16 protein-coding genes are annotated in these 18,714 nt (G+C 67.1%); all 16 read left to right on the top strand.

The window, feature by feature from the left end; genetic code table 11:
- Positions 1–7: 7 nt before the first annotated feature.
- The 16 genes from ACT53K_RS13520 (at position 8) to ACT53K_RS13445 (ending at position 18,567) form a co-directional block, all read left to right on the top strand.
- Positions 8–1,165 carry a hypothetical protein gene (locus tag ACT53K_RS13520; RefSeq protein ID WP_476229200.1) on the top strand — a complete coding sequence of 386 codons (1,158 nt, stop codon included), beginning with the start codon at positions 8–10 and terminating at the stop codon, positions 1,163–1,165.
- Positions 1,162–3,153, top strand: coding sequence for a polysaccharide biosynthesis protein (locus ACT53K_RS13515; RefSeq protein WP_476229199.1), 1,992 nt, complete (start codon positions 1,162–1,164; stop codon positions 3,151–3,153). The genes ACT53K_RS13520 and ACT53K_RS13515 overlap by 4 nt, the downstream gene beginning before the upstream one ends.
- A gap of 36 nt (positions 3,154–3,189) precedes the next feature.
- A complete protein-coding gene (locus ACT53K_RS13510) occupies positions 3,190–4,242 on the top strand; it encodes an SDR family NAD(P)-dependent oxidoreductase (protein ID WP_476229198.1) in 1,053 nt (350 codons plus the stop codon).
- Positions 4,239–5,375 carry a polysaccharide biosynthesis C-terminal domain-containing protein gene (locus tag ACT53K_RS13505; RefSeq protein WP_476229197.1) on the top strand — a complete coding sequence of 379 codons (1,137 nt, stop codon included), beginning with the start codon at positions 4,239–4,241 and terminating at the stop codon, positions 5,373–5,375. The genes ACT53K_RS13510 and ACT53K_RS13505 overlap by 4 nt, the downstream gene beginning before the upstream one ends.
- Positions 5,372–6,517 carry a non-hydrolyzing UDP-N-acetylglucosamine 2-epimerase gene (gene wecB / locus ACT53K_RS13500; RefSeq protein ID WP_476229196.1) on the top strand — a complete coding sequence of 382 codons (1,146 nt, stop codon included), beginning with the start codon at positions 5,372–5,374 and terminating at the stop codon, positions 6,515–6,517. The genes ACT53K_RS13505 and wecB overlap by 4 nt, the downstream gene beginning before the upstream one ends.
- Positions 6,518–6,538: 21 nt before the next feature.
- Complete coding sequence (locus ACT53K_RS13495) at positions 6,539–7,789, top strand: glycosyltransferase family 4 protein (protein ID WP_476229195.1); 1,251 nt, start codon at positions 6,539–6,541, stop codon at positions 7,787–7,789.
- Complete coding sequence (locus ACT53K_RS13490) at positions 7,786–9,117, top strand: lipopolysaccharide biosynthesis protein (RefSeq protein ID WP_476229193.1); 1,332 nt, start codon at positions 7,786–7,788, stop codon at positions 9,115–9,117. Before ACT53K_RS13495 ends, ACT53K_RS13490 begins: the two co-directional genes overlap by 4 nt.
- Positions 9,114–10,220, top strand: a complete 1,107-nt coding sequence (locus ACT53K_RS13485) for a glycosyltransferase (RefSeq protein ID WP_476229191.1) — start codon at positions 9,114–9,116, stop codon at positions 10,218–10,220. The genes ACT53K_RS13490 and ACT53K_RS13485 overlap by 4 nt, the downstream gene beginning before the upstream one ends.
- A gap of 46 nt (positions 10,221–10,266) precedes the next feature.
- Positions 10,267–11,652 carry an O-antigen ligase family protein gene (locus ACT53K_RS13480; protein WP_476229190.1) on the top strand — a complete coding sequence of 462 codons (1,386 nt, stop codon included), beginning with the start codon at positions 10,267–10,269 and terminating at the stop codon, positions 11,650–11,652.
- Positions 11,649–12,827: a glycosyltransferase family 4 protein gene (locus ACT53K_RS13475; protein WP_476229189.1), complete on the top strand. Its 1,179-nt coding sequence runs from the start codon at positions 11,649–11,651 to the stop codon at positions 12,825–12,827. Before ACT53K_RS13480 ends, ACT53K_RS13475 begins: the two co-directional genes overlap by 4 nt.
- Complete coding sequence (locus tag ACT53K_RS13470; RefSeq protein ID WP_476229188.1) at positions 12,818–13,969, top strand: glycosyltransferase family 4 protein; 1,152 nt, start codon at positions 12,818–12,820, stop codon at positions 13,967–13,969. Before ACT53K_RS13475 ends, ACT53K_RS13470 begins: the two co-directional genes overlap by 10 nt.
- The gene (locus ACT53K_RS13465) at positions 13,966–14,574 is read left to right on the top strand and encodes a sugar transferase (protein ID WP_476229187.1); all 609 of its coding nucleotides are present in this window, start codon (positions 13,966–13,968) and stop codon (positions 14,572–14,574) included. Before ACT53K_RS13470 ends, ACT53K_RS13465 begins: the two co-directional genes overlap by 4 nt.
- Before the next feature lie 170 nt (positions 14,575–14,744).
- On the top strand, positions 14,745–15,959 hold the full coding sequence (locus ACT53K_RS13460; protein WP_476229186.1) for a DegT/DnrJ/EryC1/StrS family aminotransferase: 1,215 nt from the start codon (positions 14,745–14,747) through the stop codon (positions 15,957–15,959).
- 23 nt (positions 15,960–15,982) lie between these two features.
- The gene (locus ACT53K_RS13455; protein WP_476229184.1) at positions 15,983–16,918 is read left to right on the top strand and encodes a tetratricopeptide repeat protein; all 936 of its coding nucleotides are present in this window, start codon (positions 15,983–15,985) and stop codon (positions 16,916–16,918) included.
- Between the two features lie 42 nt (positions 16,919–16,960).
- Positions 16,961–17,911, top strand: a complete 951-nt coding sequence (locus ACT53K_RS13450; protein WP_476229183.1) for an ATP-grasp domain-containing protein — start codon at positions 16,961–16,963, stop codon at positions 17,909–17,911.
- Positions 17,908–18,567 carry an HAD family hydrolase gene (locus ACT53K_RS13445; RefSeq protein WP_476229182.1) on the top strand — a complete coding sequence of 220 codons (660 nt, stop codon included), beginning with the start codon at positions 17,908–17,910 and terminating at the stop codon, positions 18,565–18,567. Before ACT53K_RS13450 ends, ACT53K_RS13445 begins: the two co-directional genes overlap by 4 nt.
- Positions 18,568–18,714 lie beyond the last annotated feature (147 nt).

Genomic DNA, 18,714 nt, shown 5'->3' with positions numbered 1-18,714 from the left:
AGCAACCATGTCCCGCAATTTGATGGCCATTGTTGCCGCGCTGCTGTGCGGCCTGCTCGCGCTCGGCGGTGAAGGCGTCGCCGCACGGCAGAACGGGCAGGTGAATGCGCTGCTGGCGGAGGCGGATCGTGCACCGCTGGCAGTGCGGCGCGACCCCGCCCGGCTGGCGGCGCTGGCGGCGGCGGCGCGCGCACGGCTGCGGGCAGGCGCACTCGATCCGGGCGCGTTATACTGGCTGGCCATGGCCGCGCCCGCCCCGGAGCGCCACGCGTGGCTTGCGCTCGGTGCGGCAGTGTCGCGTCGCGATGCGCGGATCGGGCTGGCGTTGCTCGCCGAAGCGGCGACGGCCGGCGATGCTCCGGCGGCACTGGGGCATCTCGACCGGGTATGGACCACTCATCCGGAGCTGGGCGACCGGCTGGCGCCGCTGCTCGTCGCGGCGCTGGAGGATCGGCGGGTGCTCGCGCCCTTCGTCGCGCGCATTCGGCAGGGACGGCCCTGGGTGCGGGCACTGGTCGATATTGCCGTGCGCGGACAGCTCGATCTGGAGCCGCTCGCACGCGGACTTATAGCAGCCGGGCCACCATCGCCCGGCGGGGACTATGGTCCTGCGACCCCCTTGCTCCTCGGCTTGCTGGAGCAGGGGTATCCGGCCGTGGCGCTGGCACTGGTGGCAAAGGGAATTGCCAACGGCCCCGCGCTGCTCGCCGAGCCGGGCTTTACGCCCGCAACGGTGGAGGGGAGCGCGCGGCCCTTTGCCTGGTCGCTTTCCGAGGACGGCGATGTCGGCGCCCGGCTGGAGGACGGCAATATCCTGCGGCTGGCGGCGCAGCCGGGCGGGGCGGCCGAATTCGCCTCGCGGCTGATGGCGCTGCCGCAGCGCCCGCTACGCCTGCAGCTCGCTTTCGCAGCCGGAGAAGACCCGCGGCCGGACGCGATCACGCTGCGGCTGGATTGTCTGGTGGACGGCAACAGTGCCCGCTCGGCCCGCTGGCGCTTCGCCCCTTCCCCGACGGCGCCTGTCGCGAGCGCTGACTGGCAGAATGAAGGCTGCGCACTGACCGTGCTCAGCCTTTCCGTCGAGACGCTGGCGGCGCCCGTCGCCACCGGGCTCGCGATCACCCGGTTCCGTATCCAACCTATTGGACCTTCCCTACGGCCATGATCCAGTCCCTGACTGCGCTTCCGCGCCTGCAAAAGCGGTTCGTCATCGCCCTGTGCGATTATCTTGCCTGTCTGGTTGCCTTCGAGGCGGCGATGGCGTTGCGGCTCCAATATCTGCCCGGCGATCTGGTCCGGAACCAGCCTGTGGTGGCGATCTATTTCCTCGTCTACCTGATGGCCCTTCGCCTGTCCGGCGCGCATATGCCCGTGCTGCGCCATAGCGGATGGGCCTCGCTCGCCCAGCTCTTCCCTGCCTTTTTCTATTATCTGGCGGTGGCGGGGATGGTCACGCTGGCGGGCTGGCTTCCCGGCATTCCCCGTACGCTTGGGATCATCCACGCCTTCCTGTTCTTCACGGCGATTGCGGCGATCCGGTTGCTGGCAGGCACGGTGCTGCGCGGTGGTGTAGGGCGGGACCGTGCCCGGCGGCGCGAGGCGGTGCTGATCTATGGCGCCGATCAGGACGGCGTGCAGCTCGACCTGGCGCTGTCGCATCGCCGTCAGACGCGCGTGGTGGGATTTGTCGACCGCGACCGCCACCTCTGGGGACGCACGCTCAACGGGAAGAAGGTGCACCCACCCGCGCGGCTGGATGCGCTGATCGATCGTCATGCGGTGTCGCAGGTGCTGGTCGCGCCCGCCACGCTTCGCCGCCGCGAGCGGCTGGAACTGGCCGAGCGGCTGCGGCAGCGGGGCGTGGAAGTGCGCATCCTGCCGGAACTGTCGGACATCGCGACCGGCAAGGTGGACGCGGCGCAACTCCACGACATCGACATCGGCGACATTCTCGGCCGCGAGATGATCGCGCCGGACGAGGGGCTGATGGACGCGCGCATCGCCGGTCGGGTGGTGCTGGTGACGGGTGCCGGCGGGTCGATCGGCAGCGAATTGTGCCGTCAGATCCTGCGCCGCCGACCGGCGACGCTGCTGCTGGTCGAACATGGCGAATTCGCGCTCTACGAAATCCACCGCGAGTTGCTGGCGATGGCGGAAGCGGCAGATGTCGACATCGTGCCGCTGCTGGGTTCGGTCTGCGACCGGCCGCGCATCGGCTCGATCCTGGCGGCGTGGCAGCCGCAGACGATCTTTCACGCCGCCGCCTACAAGCATGTGCCGCTGGTCGAGCATAACTGCCTCGACGGCATCACCAACAATGTGCTCGGCACGCTGGCGATGGTGGTGGAGGCGGAACGGCATGGGGTGGCCGATTTCGTCCTGATCAGCACCGACAAGGCGGTGCGGCCGACCAATGTGATGGGCTGCACCAAGCGCGTGGCGGAACTGATCCTGCAGGCGCGGGCCGGGATGACGCGCACCACCTGTTTCTCGATGGTGCGGTTCGGCAATGTGCTGGGGTCTAGCGGGTCGGTGGTGCCGGTATTCCGCCGCCAGATCGCGCAGGGCGGCCCGGTCACCGTCACGCACCGCGACATGACGCGTTATTTCATGACCATCCCTGAAGCGGCACAGCTCGTGATCCAGGCCGGCGCCATGGCGCGATCAGGGGAAGTGTTCCTGCTCGACATGGGCGAACCGGTCCGCATCTTCGATCTGGCGCGCAACATGGTGCGGCTGTGCGGGCTTACCGTGCGCGATGCGGCGCATCCTGATGGCGACATCGAGATCGTCGAGATCGGCATGCGCCCGGGCGAGAAGCTCTATGAGGAACTGCTGATCAGCGTCGATCCGGAGCCGACCCGCCATCCGCTGATCTTCAAGGCGCGCGAACACAGCCTGGCCTGGCCGGAGCTTGAGGCGCGGCTGGCCGAACTGCAGCGCTGCATCGCCCGGCGCGATCCTGCGGGCGCGCGGGCGGTGCTCTGCGCGATCGTTCCCGAATATCGGCCCGCCGACCGGGTCCATGATCTGGTGCTCGCGGCCGAAGCGGCTGCCGAAGGCGAGGCGGAGGCCGGGCATATCCCCGCCATCGCGCTGCAGCCCGAGCCCGACCTGCTTTTGTACCCCGCCGCCCTGGCGCGGCGGGCCTGACCGAGTGTTGCGATCCACCCGCATTTCGAGCGAGCTATGACCATCAGACAATTGGATGCAAACGCCACGGTGCTCATCACCGGGGGCACGGGATCGTTCGGCAAGACGATCCTCTACGATCTGCTGCGCGAAGGCGTGGGCGAGATCCGGATTCTCAGCCGCGACGAGGAAAAGCAGGACGCGCTGCGCACCCAGCTGTGCGATCCGCGCGTCAAGTTCTTCATCGGCGACGTGCGGGACCGGACCAGCGTGGACCGCGCGATGCGCGGCGCCGATGCGGTGTTCCACGCCGCGGCGCTCAAACAGGTGCCTAGCTGCGAATTCTTCCCGCTGGAGGCAGTACGGACCAACGTCGTCGGTTCCGACAATGTCATCCGCGCCGCGATCGAGCAGCGGGTCGGCAGTCTGGTCTGCCTCTCCACCGACAAGGCCGTGCTGCCGATCAACGCGATGGGTCTTTCCAAGGCGATGATGGAAAAGCTCGCCCAGTCGGCCGCGCGCGAGATCGGCCCTGACGCACCGACGACGATAAGCTGTGTGCGCTACGGCAACGTCATGTGCTCGCGTGGATCGGTGATCCCGCTATTTATCCGCCAGATCCGCTCTGGCCGCCCGATCACCATCACCGAGCCGACGATGACGCGCTTCCTGATGCCGCTGCGTGACAGCGTGGCGCTGGTCCGCTTTGCCTTTGTCCATGCCCGCCAGGGCGATCTGTTCATCAAGAAGGCGGCAGCGTCGACCATCGCCGATCTCGCCCAGGCGCTGATCGAGCTGTTCGGCGTACCCGACCATCCGATCGACGTGATCGGATGGCGCCATGCCGAGAAACTCTATGAGACGCTGGCCAGCGCACAGGAGCTGACCACGGCAGAGGATATGGGCGCCTATTGGCGGCTGCAGCTCGACGCGCGCGACCTCAATTATGCACGCTTCTTCAGCGAAGGCACCGAGCAGACCGCCGAGGGCGAGGATTATCACTCGCACAATACCGAGCGGCTGGACGTCGCAGGCGTGCAGCAGCTGCTGCTGACGCTGCCCGAAATCCAGGCCGAACTGTCGAACTGGCCACAGGCGATTGCAGCATGAAGATCGTCGTCACCGGCGCCCGCGGGTTGCTGGGCTGGCACAGCGCCGCCCGGCTGCATGCCGCCAACTGCGCCGCGCGCTATAAGGGCGAGGAGGCGCCGTTCGAGCTTGAACTGCTCGATCGCGCGCGCTTTGCCGATGTCGATGCGCGCGACCGTGCGATTGAAGGGGCGGACGCGATCCTTCACTTCGCCGGCGTAAACCGCGGCAGCGAAGCGGAGGTGCGCGAGGGCAACCCCGCCATCGCCTGCGCGCTGCTGGCGTCGTGCGAGCGGGTCGGCACCTATCCGCACATCGTCTATGCCAACAGCATCCACAGCTGTGCCTCGACCGTTTATGGTGCATCGAAGCGAAGGGCCGGCGAGATTCTGGCGGCGGTTGGCAGCCGTTATACCAACCTGTTGCTGCCGCACATTTTCGGCGAATGCGCCCGCCCCTATTACAACAATGTCACGGCGACGCTGATCGACAAGCTGTGGCGCGCCGAAGTGCCGGAGATCGATCCGACGGGGCGGGTTTCGCTGCTCCATGCCGGCAGCGCCGCCGAACTGGCCATCGACTGCGTGCTCGACGGGATCGAAGGCGAAGTGGCGCCGACGGGCAAGGACATCACCGTGCCGGATCTGTTCCGCCGGCTGCGCGATTTCCACGCCAGCTATATCGGCGGCGTGTTTCCGGCGCTGACGGACCCGTTCGATCTGGCGCTGTTCAACAGTTATCGCACCGGCGGCTTTCCGGCCCATGCGCGGCGGCCACTCGCACCACGTCGCGATGCGCGCGGCGTGCTGTTCGAAACCGCCCGCGCGATGGGCGGCTCGCAGAGCTTCGTCTCGGTCACGCCGCCGGGGCAGCGCCGCGGCGACCATTTCCACAGCGATCTGGTCGAGCGGTTCGTCGTGGTGCGCGGCCGGGCGACGATCCGCATCCGCCGGGTGCTGACAGACGAGGTGCACGCCTTCGCAGTGGACGGTGACGATCCGGTCGCGATCGACATGCCACCATTTCACACCCACCATATCGAAAATGACGGCGACGCCGATGTCGTGACCTATTTCTGGTCGCACCGGCTGTTCGATCCGGACCGGCCCGATACCTATGCCGATCCGGTCCTGGCGGAAGGCAATCCCCGATGAGCAGACTGAAGATCGCGACCGTGCTCGGTACGCGCCCCGAAATCATTCGCCTGTCGCGCACGCTCGCGCGGCTCGATGCCTGCACCGATCACCGGCTGATCCATACCGGTCAGAACTGGGACCATGCGCTCAGCGACGTTTTCTTCAACGATCTGGGTGTGCGCCGGCCGGATCATTTCCTGAATGTCGACACCAGCAGCCTCGGCACGGTGCTGGGCGGCATCCTGATCGGCGTTGAACAGCTGTTCCGCGCCGAACGACCCGACGCGCTGCTCGTGCTGGGCGATACCAACAGTGCCGTCGCTGCGATCATGGCGCGGCGAATGAAGATCCCGATCTACCATATGGAGGCGGGCAATCGCAGCTTCGACGGCAATGTGCCCGAAGAGACGAACCGTCGGCTGATCGACCACATCGCCGATTTCAACCTGGTCTATACCGAACATGCCCGCCGTCATTTGCTGTCGGAGGGGCTGTCGCACCGCCGCATCTATCTGACCGGATCGCCGATGCGCGAAGTGCTCGACCATTATCGCGCCCGGATCGAGGCGTCGGACATTCTCGCCCAGCTCGGGCTCGAACGGGGGCGCTATTACATCGCCTCGCTCCACCGGGAGGAGAATGTCGACAGCAAGCCGCGCCTGGCGGCGCTGGTCGCGGCGCTCAATGCGCTTGCGGCGCGCGACGGGCTGCCGGTTGTGCTTTCGACGCATCCGCGCACCCGGCGGCGGCTGGACGCGATGGCCGACTGCGCGTTCGATCCGCTGGTCCGGCACCTGACGCCGTTCGGCTTTCACGATTACAACCATCTCCAGCTGCACGCCCGCTGCGCGATTTCCGACAGCGGCACGATCGCCGAGGAAAGCGGGATCCTCGGCTTTCCCGCGATCACGCCGCGCGATGCGATCGAGCGACCCGAAGCGCTCGACACCGGGGCGATCCTCGTCACCGGGGTGGAGCCGGACGCGATCCTGTCCGGTGTCGACGCCGCGGTCGCGATGCATGGCGAGGGCGGCGGCGCAGCGCGCATCCCGGACGATTATGCGATCACCAACACCTCCGAACGGGTGGTGAAGCTGATCCTCGGCACGGCGCGCCTGTCCAACGCATGGGACGGCATCCGCCTCCACGACTATGTCTGAGCGGCGCGCGGAGCGTTGAGCATGCGCATTTTGTACGTAACCCAATGGTTCGATCCGGAACCTGCCTTCAAGGGCGCCGCCTTTGCGCGCGCGCTCGCCGATGCGGGGCATGAGGTGCGGGTCGTCACCGGCTTTCCCAATTATCCGGGCGGCAAACTCTATGCCGGCTATCGCATCCGGCCGTTCCGGCGCGACGTGATCGACGGCATTACCGTCGACCGGCTGCCGCTCTGGCCCAGCCACGACCAGTCCTCGCTGGGGCGGGTCGCGAATTATCTGAGCTTTTTCCTCTCGCTGCTGGTCTATTGCCTGTGGAATCTGCGGCGATACGACATCGCCTATGTCTATCATCCGCCGATAACCCCGGCACTGGCCACGGCGCTTGCCGGCGCGGTCCACCGCGTGCCCTTCGTGCCCGAAATCCAGGATCTCTGGCCGGACAGCGTTGCCGTGTCGGGCATGGCCAATCCGCGGATGGTGGCCATGCTCGATCGGGCGTGCCGCTTCGTCTATCGCCGGGCGGCGCACATCGTGTGCCAGTCGCAAGGGATGCGCGACCGGATCGTCGCGCGCGGCGTGCCGCGCGAGCGCACGAGCTGCATCTACAACTGGTCGAACTATCACTCTGCCGCCGGCGAAGCCGCCGCGCTGCCCGAACCCGTTCGGCTGGCGTTCGCGGACCGGATCAACTTTGTCTATGGCGGCAATATCGGCGGCGCCCAGGCGCTCGAGCATCTGGTCGAGGCGGCGCGGCTGGCGGCGGCGCGGGTACCGGGGCTGCGCCTCCATCTGTTCGGCAAGGGCATTCGCCTGACCGAGATCGCGGCGCTGGCGGCGGCATCCGACGGCACTGTGCTGGTGCATCCCGCCGTGCCGCGCGCGGAAATGGACCGGATCTTTGAGGCAGCCGACGTGCTCGCGCTGCACCTTGCCGACGATCCGTTGTTCGAAGTGACCATCCCGTCGAAGCTGCAGCATTATCTGTCGGTCGGCAGGCCCGTGGTCGCCGGGATCGGCGGCGAAGCGGCGCGGCTGCTCGCGGAAAGCGGCGCGGCATTGGTGGCCCCGCCCGCCGATGTGCCAGCGCTGGCCGAGGCGATGGTGGCGCTGGCGCAGCGGTCACCGGCCGAGCGGACCGCAATGGGCGCGCAGGGGGCCGACTATTATCGCCGCCATATGGCGTTCGACCATGCCGTCGCGGAAACGCTCGCCCTGCTGGAACGCCATGTCCGCACGCCAGATGGCGCAAGAACGGTAGGGATGCCGGCATGAGCGGAGCGGCACTAGCCCGCCAGCGCGACCGCAGCCTGATCCTGGCGCGGTCGACGGCGGTCGCCGGCCGCTTCGCCGGGCTGGCGCTGCAATTGTTCAGCCTGCCCGTCGCCGCGCGTGCGCTGGGTTCGGCGGGGTTCGTCCATTTCTCGATGGCAACGGCGACGCTCGGCTTCCTGATGATGGCCAATATCGGCGTCGGGCCCGCCATGGCGCTGCGCATGGCCTATCGCCGCGGCCAATCCCGCACAGGCGACAGTGCGATGCTGTTCGCCACGGCCTGGTGGACCACGCTCATCCTGTCGCTGGCGTGCGGCGCGGTCGTCGCGGCGTTGTTCTTCGTAGCGCCTGGCGTCGTGGCATCGGCACCGGCGGGCGTTGCCGGTCGCGACGTGACGCGGGTGATGGGTGTCGTCGTCGCGCTGTTCCTCATCAGCAGCCCGCTGACGATTGTCGAACAGGCGCAACTCGCCTTCCAGCACCAGCATCGCGCCAATATCGCCCAGATGGCCGGCACGCTGATAGCGGCGGTGCTGGTGCTGCTCGTCGCTCGCTTCGCGCCGTCAACCGCGCTGCTGCTGATCGCGGTGTACGCGCCCTTGCTGTTCTTCCGCTGCGCCAACGCCCTTCAGTTCCTCGCGCGGACACCCGATCTGCTGGGCGGGCGGTTCAGCCGCGCAACAATGCGCGATCTGGTCCGTGAGGGGCTGGCCATGTCCGCCGGCAGCACCTTGTCCCATTTTCTCGCGCACCTGCTGCCAATCCTGCTATTCGGCGTCTGGCTGGCCCATGACGAGGCGGCCCGGCTTTCGGCGCTGATGAACGCGCTGGTGCTGTGCACCACGGGCTTCGCCATCATCCATGGGCCGCTCGCTGGCGCGTATCCCGATGCGCGGGCGCGGGGCGATCTGCGCTGGATCCGCCGCCAGTTCTGGGGCGCGACATTGGCCACTTTGGGCATCGGCATGGGCGTCTGCCTGATGCTGAGCGTGGCCGGGCAGCTGGTTTTTCGCATCTGGTATCACGGGGCAATAGTGCCAGGGGAGGCAATGTTGATCTGGGCTGGAGTATATTTTGTGGCGCTCGCCGCCGAACGGGCACTGTATTCCTTCGTTCTGGCGTTCGAAAAGATTGATGGCGGATCGATTGCCATTCTCGCACGCAGTGTGGCCGGTGCTGCGCTGTTCGTATTGTTTGGCCGCCAGATCGGGGCGGCGGGCGTGTTTCTGGTGCTGGCGTGCTGCACCATCTTGCTGTCGGTGCTCCCGCTCGCCTGGATGACGGCGCGCATCCTCGCCAGCTCGGACGCGCGGATGGCGACGGCATGAGCGGCGGGTCTGCGGTCGTGTTCCTTCAGCCCGCCCTGCCGCACTATCGCTATGATTTCTTCCGGCGCCTCGCCGAAAAGCTCGGCGGCCGAGCGGCGGTATATTATTCGGCCTCGGCACTGGAAGGCGGCGGCGATGCGCTCAACCGTGCTGACTGGGCACGGCAGATCGGCGCGATCCGCCCATTGTTGCCTGGCATCGAATGGCAGCAGGGGGCGATCGGTATCCGCATACAACGGGGCGATGTGCTGGTGCTGTCCGGCAATCCTCGCTCGCTCTCCACGCTGGTTCTGCTGCTGAAGGGCCGGCTGCGGGGCGCGCGGATCGTCTGGTGGTCGCATCTGTGGAGCAGCAGCAGCCGTTTCCACCGTTATGTGCTGCGGTTGCTGTTGATGCGGCTGGCGGATGAAGTGCTGTTCTATACCGATCGCGAGGTCGAGGAATATCGCGGCAGCCGGCTAGGTTGGTGCGACCGGCGGCCGATTCACGCGCTGAACAACGGTATCGACATCGCGCCGGTACAGGCCGTGCGGTTGCCCTTTCGCGCCGCCGAGCGTGCGCGCAGCCTGTTGTTCATCGGGCGGCTGACCGCCAAGGCGCACGTCGAGTTGCTGCTCGCGGCGCTGGCCGACCCTGCGCTGGAAGGCGTGGTGTTGGAACTGGTCGGCGGCGGCGAGGAACAGACTGCACTGGCGCGGCGCGCCGAGGCGCTCGGCGTCAGCGGGCGGATCGTCTGGCATGGCAGCATTACCGAAGAGGCGCAGATCGCTGCCATCGCCAATCGCTGCCGTCTGTTTGTCTATCCGGGCGGCGTCGGCCTCAGCCTGATTCATGCCATGGCCTATGGCTTGCCGGCGATCGTTCATGACGACCGACATCGGCATATGCCGGAGATAGCGGCCTTCTCGGAAGGATTGACCGGAGCCAGCTTTCCGGAAGGCGACGCGGCTGGGCTTGCCGCAGCCATCGCCGGGCTGATCGACGATACGATGCGGCTGGATGCGATGGCGGCGTCGTCGATCGATATCGTCGAGCGTAAATACAACACCGAACAAATGGCTGAAGTGGTCGCGGCGATCTGCCGCGCAGAACCGGCCGCCTGACGGGCTCAGGCCGTTACCCCTTTCTCCCTCCAAGGCAGTAAAATCCATGTTTCCCAGCGTATCCGGGATCGGAGGGCGCGGCCGCCTGGTCGCGCAACTCCAGCTTTATGGTGTGGCTCTCTATTTGCCTTTGTCCGGCATCGTCTGGGTGCCGGGCGTGCCGTATGAACTGATCGCGGCCGCAAAAATCCTCGTCTATGGCGGCATCGTGCTGCTGGCGCTGTTGTCGCCGGCCCAGCCGAGCCGCGACACCCGGGCTATCCTGACGCCGGTATTCGCCTGCATGCTGGCCGCAGCACTGTCTGGCGTGATTGTCGCCGGGGGGCAGGGGGCCTATGCTGCCGCGGGCCAGTTCATCGGCCCGCTGATCTGGCTCTATGCCCTGTCGCGCATTCCCGTGGAGCAGACCGGGCCGGCGCTGGTGCTGTTCCGCCGCTCGATGTGGCTGTTCCTGCCCTTCATTCTTTACCCGGCGGGCGCCGCGCTCGGCGTCCTGCCCAATCTGCTTGCGCCGGCGGCGTTCGGCAGGCCTGATTATGAGAGCCTGGCCTTTGGCGATACGGCGGCCAGCGTTCTTACCGGCGGCTTTGCCGGATCGCGTACCGGCTGGGGTACTGCGGCATCGACCGCAACCATGATGCTGCTGGCGCTGAACGGCGCCAGCTTCTTCCGCGGCCCCCGGGCGACGTTCCTGCTGTTCCTGGCGATGGTCGCGGGCGTGCTCAGCATCGCCGTCACCGGCGCGCGGGGCGGGCTGATGGCGATCCTCGCCGGTACCATCCTGTTCATCGTCACCCAGTGGCGCGCACCGCTGCTGGCCAAACTGTGCCTGTTCGGTGCGATCGGCGTGCTCGTCGTCGGTGCGATCAGCGCCGACAGCAGCGGTGCGATTGCCGACAAGCTGATGCGCGACATGGGCGAGGGGCACAGCATCGGCGAGCAGGTGGATGCGATCAGTTCGGGGCGGTTCGACACCTATCGGCTCGGCTGGGACGCCCTGCGTGACAATCCGGCCTTCGGGGTGGGTGTGGAGGGCGCGAAGCTGTGGCTCGACTCGATCGTCTATCTCCAGATCCACAATGTCTTCCTGCGCCTGCTGGCCGAATCCGGGCTGCTGATGCTGTTGCCGCTCACGCTGCTGACCGCGCGGCTTGCGGCCATCACGTTGCCGCGACGGCAGGGCGAAACGGCAGGCGACGCCGGCGCGCGCTATGATTTCGCCCCCGTCATCCTGTGCGGCTTTGTCGTGTCGATGGTCGAACCCGCCGTGTTCTTCGGGACGATGAACGCCAATCTGGTGCTGTGGACGGCGATCTGGGCGCAGGCCCGCCTGCGCGCACCGTTTCTCCCGCCGCCCGTGGCGCTGGCCCGCTCCGCAGTCTTCCCCTCGCTTCGCCCTCACACAGAACACAAGAAGGTATCCCCGTTATGACCGCGCAACCGGCGCAGCCGATCCAGCGCATCTGGTTCTGGCAACGCTATGTCTCCCCGCATACCGTCGATCTGATGCGTCAGCTCGCCGGCCGGGGCATCGAAGTCACGCTGGTGTCGTGCGCGCAGATGGACGCGGATCGCCGGCGGCTGGGCTGGGAGGATCCCGATCTCCACCCCGTCCGTCACGTCGATGCGTCCGACCCCGGCGTCATGCAGCAAACGGCGGCGACCTGTCCGCTGGATGCGGTGCACATCGTCTCGGGGCTTCGCGGCAATGGCCTGCTGCCGGTTGCGCTTGCCGAACTCGCCCGACGCCGCGCCCGGCTGTGGATCTGGCTGGAAACCGTCGAGAACCGCGGCCTGGGCGGATTGGCCCGGCGGATCCTCTATCATTTGCTGCTCCGGCGCTGGGCGCCGCATGTGAAGGGCTTCCTCGCCGCCGGGTATCGCCTGCCGGCCTGGCTGCGCTCCTGCGGCGCGCCGGGCGACCGGATTTTCGAGTTCGCCTATTTCCTGCCGCCTTCGTCCGGGGCGCACACCGCGCGGCGCGAGGCAGACGATACGATCGAATTCCTGTTCGTCGGCCAGATGATCCGCCGCAAGTGCCTGCCGCTGCTGATCGCCGCCCTCACCGCGCTTGCCGGCGTGCGCTACCGCCTGACGGTGGTGGGCACCGGCCCGCTGGAGGCCAGCCTGTCCGCCCAGGCGCATGCGCGGCTCGGCAGCCGGGTAAACTGGCTGGGCCAGCGGGCGATCGGCGACATTCCCGCCATCATGGCCGCCGCCGACTATCTGATTCTCCCCAGCCGGCACGATGGCTGGGGCGCGGTGGTCAACGAAGCGCTGATCGCCGGCACCGGCGTGATCTGCAGCGATTGCTGCGGCGCCGGGGGTATCGCCGTGGCGAGCGGCGCTGCGGCGCTGTTCCGCGCAGGCCGCCGCAGCGACCTGTACCGGGCGCTCCGCTGGGCAGTCGCGCGCGGCAAGCAATCGCCCGAGCGGCGCGGCTGTCTTGCTTCCTGGGCCCATTGCGTGACCGGGCCGGCAGGGGCCAGCTATCTGCTCGACATTCTCGCCTGCTCGGACCTTGGCGCACCCGCGCCCATCCCGCCCTGGCGGGTCGCCGGGCCTGCTTTTGCTGCCGGTAACAATGGGGCGCCGTCATGCGCCTGATGCTGGATTGCACCCAGCTGCAGGTAGGCGGCGGGATCCAGGTCGGCCTTGCCGTGATCGACAATGCGCTGCGCACGAGCGGTATCGATGTGCGACTCGCCAGCTCGGCGCAGCTCCACGCCCAGTTGCCGGACAGCCAGCGCCAGCAGATCGGCGACATCGCCGTGGTAGGTGATACGCTGAGCGCCAACCAGTGGGTGCGGGCCCGCCAGATGCGTCGGCTGGAAGCACGCTGGCAGCCGGACTTCGCCTTCACGGTGTTCGGCCCCACGCTATGGCGTTCGCGCACGCCCAATCTGCAGGGCTTCGCGCGTGGGCTGATGCTCCACCCCGATATCCAGTCGCTGGGGGCGGGCCCGGTTGCCCGCCTGCGCTACTGGGTGCAGAACCGGATCTGGTTCTTCTGCCTGCGGCACCATGCCGATCATATCGTCGTCGAAACCGAAACGGTGCGCCGCAAGCTCGCCCAGGCCGCGCGCATTTCCGAGGAGCGGATCGCCGTGGTGGGCAACAGCTACAGCCCTGCCTTTTTGCGGCAATGTGCCGCGCTGGGCAGTGCACCGCCCGAGGATGGCGGTTTCCACATCTTCGTGCCGGCGGCCGATTATCCGCACAAGAATCTGGATGTCGTGCCCGAAGCGGCGGTGCATCTCGCGCGGATCGGCCGCGCCGACGTGACCTTCGTCTTCACGCTCGATCCGCGCGGACCCGGCTGGAGACGGATTGCGGCACGGGCTGCGGCACTGGGCGTAGAAGCGATGTGCACGACTGTCGGCGTGGTGGACAATGCCGCGATTGCCGCGCGCTACCTGAAGGCCAACGCCATTCTCTGCCCCAGCCTGATCGAATCCTCGACCGCCGTGTTTCCCGAGGCGTTCTGTGCCGGCCGGCCGGTACTCGTCTCGGATCGCGATTATGCGCACGAGGCGTGCGGGGCGGCAGCGCTCTATTTCGATCCCGTCGATGCTGCCAGCCTTGCGGCGGCCGTGGCCCGGCTGGTCGAAGAGCCGGGGCTGTCGACGCAACTTGTGGAGGCCGGGCATCGCCGCTTCGCCGCCGTCTATCCTTCGCCACAGGAGAAATGGCGCCAGCAATGGGAATTGATTCAGAAACTTTCCGGATCGCGGAGGGCGGTGCGATGAAGCGCGCCTTCGACCTCGTCACCGCACTGGCGGCGCTGGTGCTGTTCAGCCCGATCCTGCTGGGGGTCGCGTTGCTGGTCCGCACCAGGCTGGGGCGGCCGATATTGTTCCGTCAGATCCGCGCCGGGCGTAACGGAGCGCCCTTCGAGATCATCAAGTTCCGCACGATGCTGGACGCCGTCGATGCCGAGGGGAACCGCCTGCCCGACGAACTGCGGCTCACGCCGTTCGGCCGCTTCCTGCGCGGCTCGAGCCTCGACGAACTGCCCGAGCTGATCAACATCGTCCGTGGCGAGATGAGCCTCGTCGGTCCGCGACCGCTGCTGATGGACTATCTGCCGCTCTACACCCCAGAACAGGCGCGTCGCCATGCGGTGCGGCCGGGGCTTACCGGGCTGGCGCAGGTGAGCGGCCGCAATGCGCTTAGCTGGGAAGCCAAGTTCGCGCTCGACAGCTGGTATGTCGAGCACCGCAGCTTCCTGCTCGACCTCAAGATCCTCTGGCGCACCGTGGCGAAGGTGCTGCTCCGTCAGGGCATCGCGTCCGACGGCCACGCAACGATGCCGGTGTTCACGGGGGAACCCGATCAGGAACGCCAGGCCTGACAAGGACCTGAGAGCGGCGGCATCAGGATCGGCCCGACGCCGGACCAGAAACGTGCTCAAATCAGGTAACGCAGCATTGGTTACCAATAGCTTTTTGCTGTCATTGCGCCCCCGTACCAAAGTCTCTTTGCGCATCCATCGATACGTTCTTGATCCAAATAGGGATTGCTATGCTCGATACCAGTTTGCCGCCTTGGCCCGCCTACACGCCCGAGGAGATCGAGGCGGTCGCGGGGGTGCTGCGCTCGAACCGCGTCAATTACTGGACAGGTGACCAGTGCCGCCAGTTCGAGCGTGAATTCGCGCACTGGTGCGGCACGTCGCATGCGATCGCGCTTGCCAACGGCACGGTGGCGCTGGACCTCGCACTCCACGGGCTCGGCATTGGCGCGGGGGATGAGGTTATCGTCACGCCCCGTACCTTTATTGCGTCGGTATCCTGCGTGGTAAATGCCGGGGCCATTCCGGTGTTTGCCGATGTCGACCCCGATAGTGGCAATCTCAGTGCGGAGACGATCGCCGAAAAGGTGACGCCGGCCACGCGCGCGGTGATCGTCGTGCATATGGCTGGCTGGCCTGCAGACATGGACCCGATCATGGCGCTCGCCGGAACCCATGGCTTTGCCGTGATCGAGGATTGCGCTCAGGCGCATGGCGCCCGCTACAAGGGGCGGAGCGTGGGATCGATCGGCCATGTCGGCGCCTGGTCCTTCTGCCAGGACAAGATCATGACGACCGGCGGCGAAGGTGGCATGGTGACGACCAGCGACCCGGCATTGTGGTCGCGCATGTGGTCGTTCAAGGACCATGGCAAGGCGTGGGATGCCGTGTACGAGCGTCGCCACCCGGCGGGGTTCCGCTGGGTGCACGAAGGCTTCGGCACCAACTGGCGAATGACCGAGATTCAGGGCGCGATCGGTCGTATCCAGCTTGCGCGGATGGGCGAGTGGACAGCGGCACGCCGCGCCAATGCGGCGGCACTCGCGGCTGCACTGGCACCGCACACCGGCCATGAAGGCTGCCTGCGCCTGCCCTCGCTGCACGCGGGCGACGGCGTCCACGCCTACTACAAACTCTACGCCTTTGTGCGGCCCGAGCGGCTGCGCGAAGGCTGGAGCCGCGACCGGATCGTCGAGGCGATTACGGTGCGCGGCGTGCCCTGCTATCAGGGCGGTTGCTCGGAAGTCTATCTGGAGCGCGCTTTCGAAGGCACCGGCTGGCGGCCCGAGACGCGGCTGCCGGTGGCACGGGTGCTGGGCGAGACCAGCCTCATGCTGCTTGTCCACCCGGGGATTACGCCGACGCAACTTCGGACAATGGGTGAAGCCGTAGAATCGGTGCTCGCGGAAGCTAGCCTTGCACCCGCGGATGCAGCCATCGCCTGAACCATGCCGAAGGACTTCCGGCCATGACAGACCGGCGAACGATCCGCGGATGGAAATCGATCGGCGGTTATCTGGGGGTGGCGCCCAGCACCGCGATCCGCTGGGCCAAGGATCAGGGGCTGCCCGTCGTCCAGGCGGCGAAAGGCTCGACAGTCTATGCCCTTCCGGAGGAGCTGGACGGCTGGCAACTCCGCCGGCGGGAAGCAAATCCGCCGGCTGAAACGGCGGTCGCAGCTAGTATCCCGCAGCCCGCGCCCTCGCCGCCACGTGCTGCACGGCGGCAGGCGTGGGGCGCACTGGCCGCGATCCTTTTGCTTCTCGGCGGTCTGGGCACGTGGCTTGCGGTTCGCGGAGCGCTGGCGTCTGGCCTTGCGGGAGGCGTGGCCGGCGCCGATCTGCGCTGGCAGGAGCAATATCTCGCCGCGCGTGCGCTGTGGGCCATCCAGCGCCCGACCAGTGTGGAGGGTGCGATCACGCGCTATCAAGAGATTCTGCGCCGGTATCCGAACGCCGGCAAAGCGCTTGTCGGTCTGGCCGACGCGTATCTGACCCGCTGCATGCTAGGCACTAGCGCTCCCGCGATCGCGATGGCGCGCGCCGGTGCTGCCGATGCCCGGGCGCTGGGACTTGTGCCAGGCGATGCCGACGCGCACCGCATTGCCGGCTTCCTCGCCTATTGGACACGGCACGACCTTGTCACGGCCCGCACGGAATTCGATGCAGCGGTGCGTCTCGCACCGGAGAATTTCCTGGCCCAGCTCTGGTACGGCGAAGTGCTGCTCGATGCCGGTGACGTGCATGGCGCCTTGCCGCGCCTGGCCACTGCCTTGTCACTGGCGCCGGATTCGGAAAAGGCGCGAGCGGCATATGCGGACGGGCTGCGGCGTGCCGGACGTGCGGAGGAAGCCCAGGCGCTCGTGGCCGCTGGCCTGCGGCGAAGCGCTTGCCCGATGCTTTAGCGACCTCAATCCATCAGATCAGACAGACAGGATGGCCTGCCGATGACGATATCGATTCTACTCTGCTCCGCGGGCCGTCGGGTAGGGCTCAGCAATGCATTTCGCGACGCCGCGCAGGCACTGGGGCGCAAGGCGCGGATCGTTGCGGCGGATCAGAAGCCGGCGCTGAGTGCCGCATGTGCACTGGCGGATGTCGCCTATGCAGTGCCGAGGGCAACGGACCCCGATTATGTCCCAGCCCTCCTCGATCTGTGCGCGCGCGAAAGCGTGCAATTGGTCGTGCCGACGATCGATACCGAATTGCTGCCTCTGGCATTGGCTGCGGATGCGTTCACGGCCGCCGGCGCGCGTGTCCAGATCGCAAGCGCGGACTTTGTCGGCATGGCGCGCGACAAACAGCAGACGGCGGAGCGGCTGCTCGCGGCCGGCGTCGCCACGCCCCGAACCATTGCGCCGCCACAGTCGCCCGCAGGCATGGACCTACCGATGATCGTCAAGCCGCGCGGCGGCAGTTCCTCAATCGGGCTGCGTATCCTCGGGACCGAGGCCGATCTCGCGGGGTTCGAGCTTCCTGCGGATTCGATCGCTCAGGAGTATCTCCAAGGCCCCGAATACACGGTAAACGTGTTCTACGACGCGGAGGGCAATTTCCGCGCGGCAATTCCGCATCTGCGGATGGAGGTGCGTGGGGGCGAAATGTCCAAGGGGTGCACCGAACGCCACGCGGCCCTCACCGAAATCGCCCGGCAGATCGGGGACAGCGCCAAGGGCGTTCGCGGGGTATTCTGCTTTCAGGCGATTTGGACGGCGCGGGGGCCGGTCGTATTCGAAATCAACGCACGGTTCGGCGGCGGCTATCCTTTGGCGCATCATGCCGGGGGGCGCTTCGCACAATGGCTGCTGGAGGAAGTGCTGGGGCTCGAGCGCACCGCCGCGGATGCGTGGCGATCGGGTGTCACGGCACTGCGATACGACAGCGAAGTCTTCCAGTGACCGTGACCCTTCCGCAGGCAGTGGTTCTGGACCTCGACGACACGCTTTATCTGGAGCGGGACTATGTCCGCTCCGGCTTCGCGGCAGTGGGCGAGCATCTTGCCCGAAGCGGGGTGATGGAGGATTTCGCCGCGCAGGCCTGGGCCTTGTTCGAGGTCGGGCTGCGCAACACGATATTCGATGCGGTGCTGGGCAGTTCCCCGGCGGTTCCGATCGCCGAACTCGTCGAGATCTATCGCGTGCATGTGCCCGACATCGCCCTGTGCCCCGACGCGGCACGATTTCTGGACCGGCTTCCCGTGGAGCGGCCGATCGGCATGATAACCGACGGCCCGGTCGCCAGCCAGTCGGCCAAGATCCGCGCGCTCGGGCTGGACCGGCGCATTGGCGCCATCGTAATGTCGGACAGTTTCGGTACCGCGTTCCGCAAGCCGCACGACCGACCGTTCGAGACGATGGAACGGGCGCTCGGCGTCGCGCCCGAGCGGATGGTCTATATCGCCGATAATCCGCGGAAGGATTTCATCACCCCGCGCCGCCGTGGCTGGCAAACCATTCGAATCTCGCGCCCGCTCGGTGAGCACGCCGCGCTGCCGATGGTCGGGGAATATGCGGCGTCCGCGACCGTGACGACGCTGGACGCGCTGGGCCTCTAGGCGGCGGTCCGCAGAATCTTCTCAAATCTTCTCAAATTCGTTCAAATCGACCGATCCGCCCCTGCGCATATGGCGCAGGGCGCTGGATCCCCTGCATCAGTCCCGGAACGAAACGCGCGACGCCGGGGGAGGCGGCGCGCGGGTGCC

The sequence above is a fragment of the Sphingomonas sp. DMC8 genome (assembly GCF_056314185.1).
The sequence above is the reverse complement of the archived record's forward strand: the minus strand, read 5'-3'. Positions and strand labels throughout refer to the sequence as shown.

Coding starts and splice junctions, on each gene's coding strand:
- ACT53K_RS13520 (WP_476229200.1), top strand. CDS start 8: ATGTCCCGCAATTTGATGGCCATTGTTGCCGCGCTGCTGTGCGGCCTG.
- ACT53K_RS13515 (WP_476229199.1), top strand. CDS start 1,162: ATGATCCAGTCCCTGACTGCGCTTCCGCGCCTGCAAAAGCGGTTCGTC.
- ACT53K_RS13510 (WP_476229198.1), top strand. CDS start 3,190: ATGACCATCAGACAATTGGATGCAAACGCCACGGTGCTCATCACCGGG.
- ACT53K_RS13505 (WP_476229197.1), top strand. CDS start 4,239: ATGAAGATCGTCGTCACCGGCGCCCGCGGGTTGCTGGGCTGGCACAGC.
- wecB (WP_476229196.1), top strand. CDS start 5,372: ATGAGCAGACTGAAGATCGCGACCGTGCTCGGTACGCGCCCCGAAATC.
- ACT53K_RS13495 (WP_476229195.1), top strand. CDS start 6,539: ATGCGCATTTTGTACGTAACCCAATGGTTCGATCCGGAACCTGCCTTC.
- ACT53K_RS13490 (WP_476229193.1), top strand. CDS start 7,786: ATGAGCGGAGCGGCACTAGCCCGCCAGCGCGACCGCAGCCTGATCCTG.
- ACT53K_RS13485 (WP_476229191.1), top strand. CDS start 9,114: ATGAGCGGCGGGTCTGCGGTCGTGTTCCTTCAGCCCGCCCTGCCGCAC.
- ACT53K_RS13480 (WP_476229190.1), top strand. CDS start 10,267: ATGTTTCCCAGCGTATCCGGGATCGGAGGGCGCGGCCGCCTGGTCGCG.
- ACT53K_RS13475 (WP_476229189.1), top strand. CDS start 11,649: ATGACCGCGCAACCGGCGCAGCCGATCCAGCGCATCTGGTTCTGGCAA.
- ACT53K_RS13470 (WP_476229188.1), top strand. CDS start 12,818: ATGCGCCTGATGCTGGATTGCACCCAGCTGCAGGTAGGCGGCGGGATC.
- ACT53K_RS13465 (WP_476229187.1), top strand. CDS start 13,966: ATGAAGCGCGCCTTCGACCTCGTCACCGCACTGGCGGCGCTGGTGCTG.
- ACT53K_RS13460 (WP_476229186.1), top strand. CDS start 14,745: ATGCTCGATACCAGTTTGCCGCCTTGGCCCGCCTACACGCCCGAGGAG.
- ACT53K_RS13455 (WP_476229184.1), top strand. CDS start 15,983: ATGACAGACCGGCGAACGATCCGCGGATGGAAATCGATCGGCGGTTAT.
- ACT53K_RS13450 (WP_476229183.1), top strand. CDS start 16,961: ATGACGATATCGATTCTACTCTGCTCCGCGGGCCGTCGGGTAGGGCTC.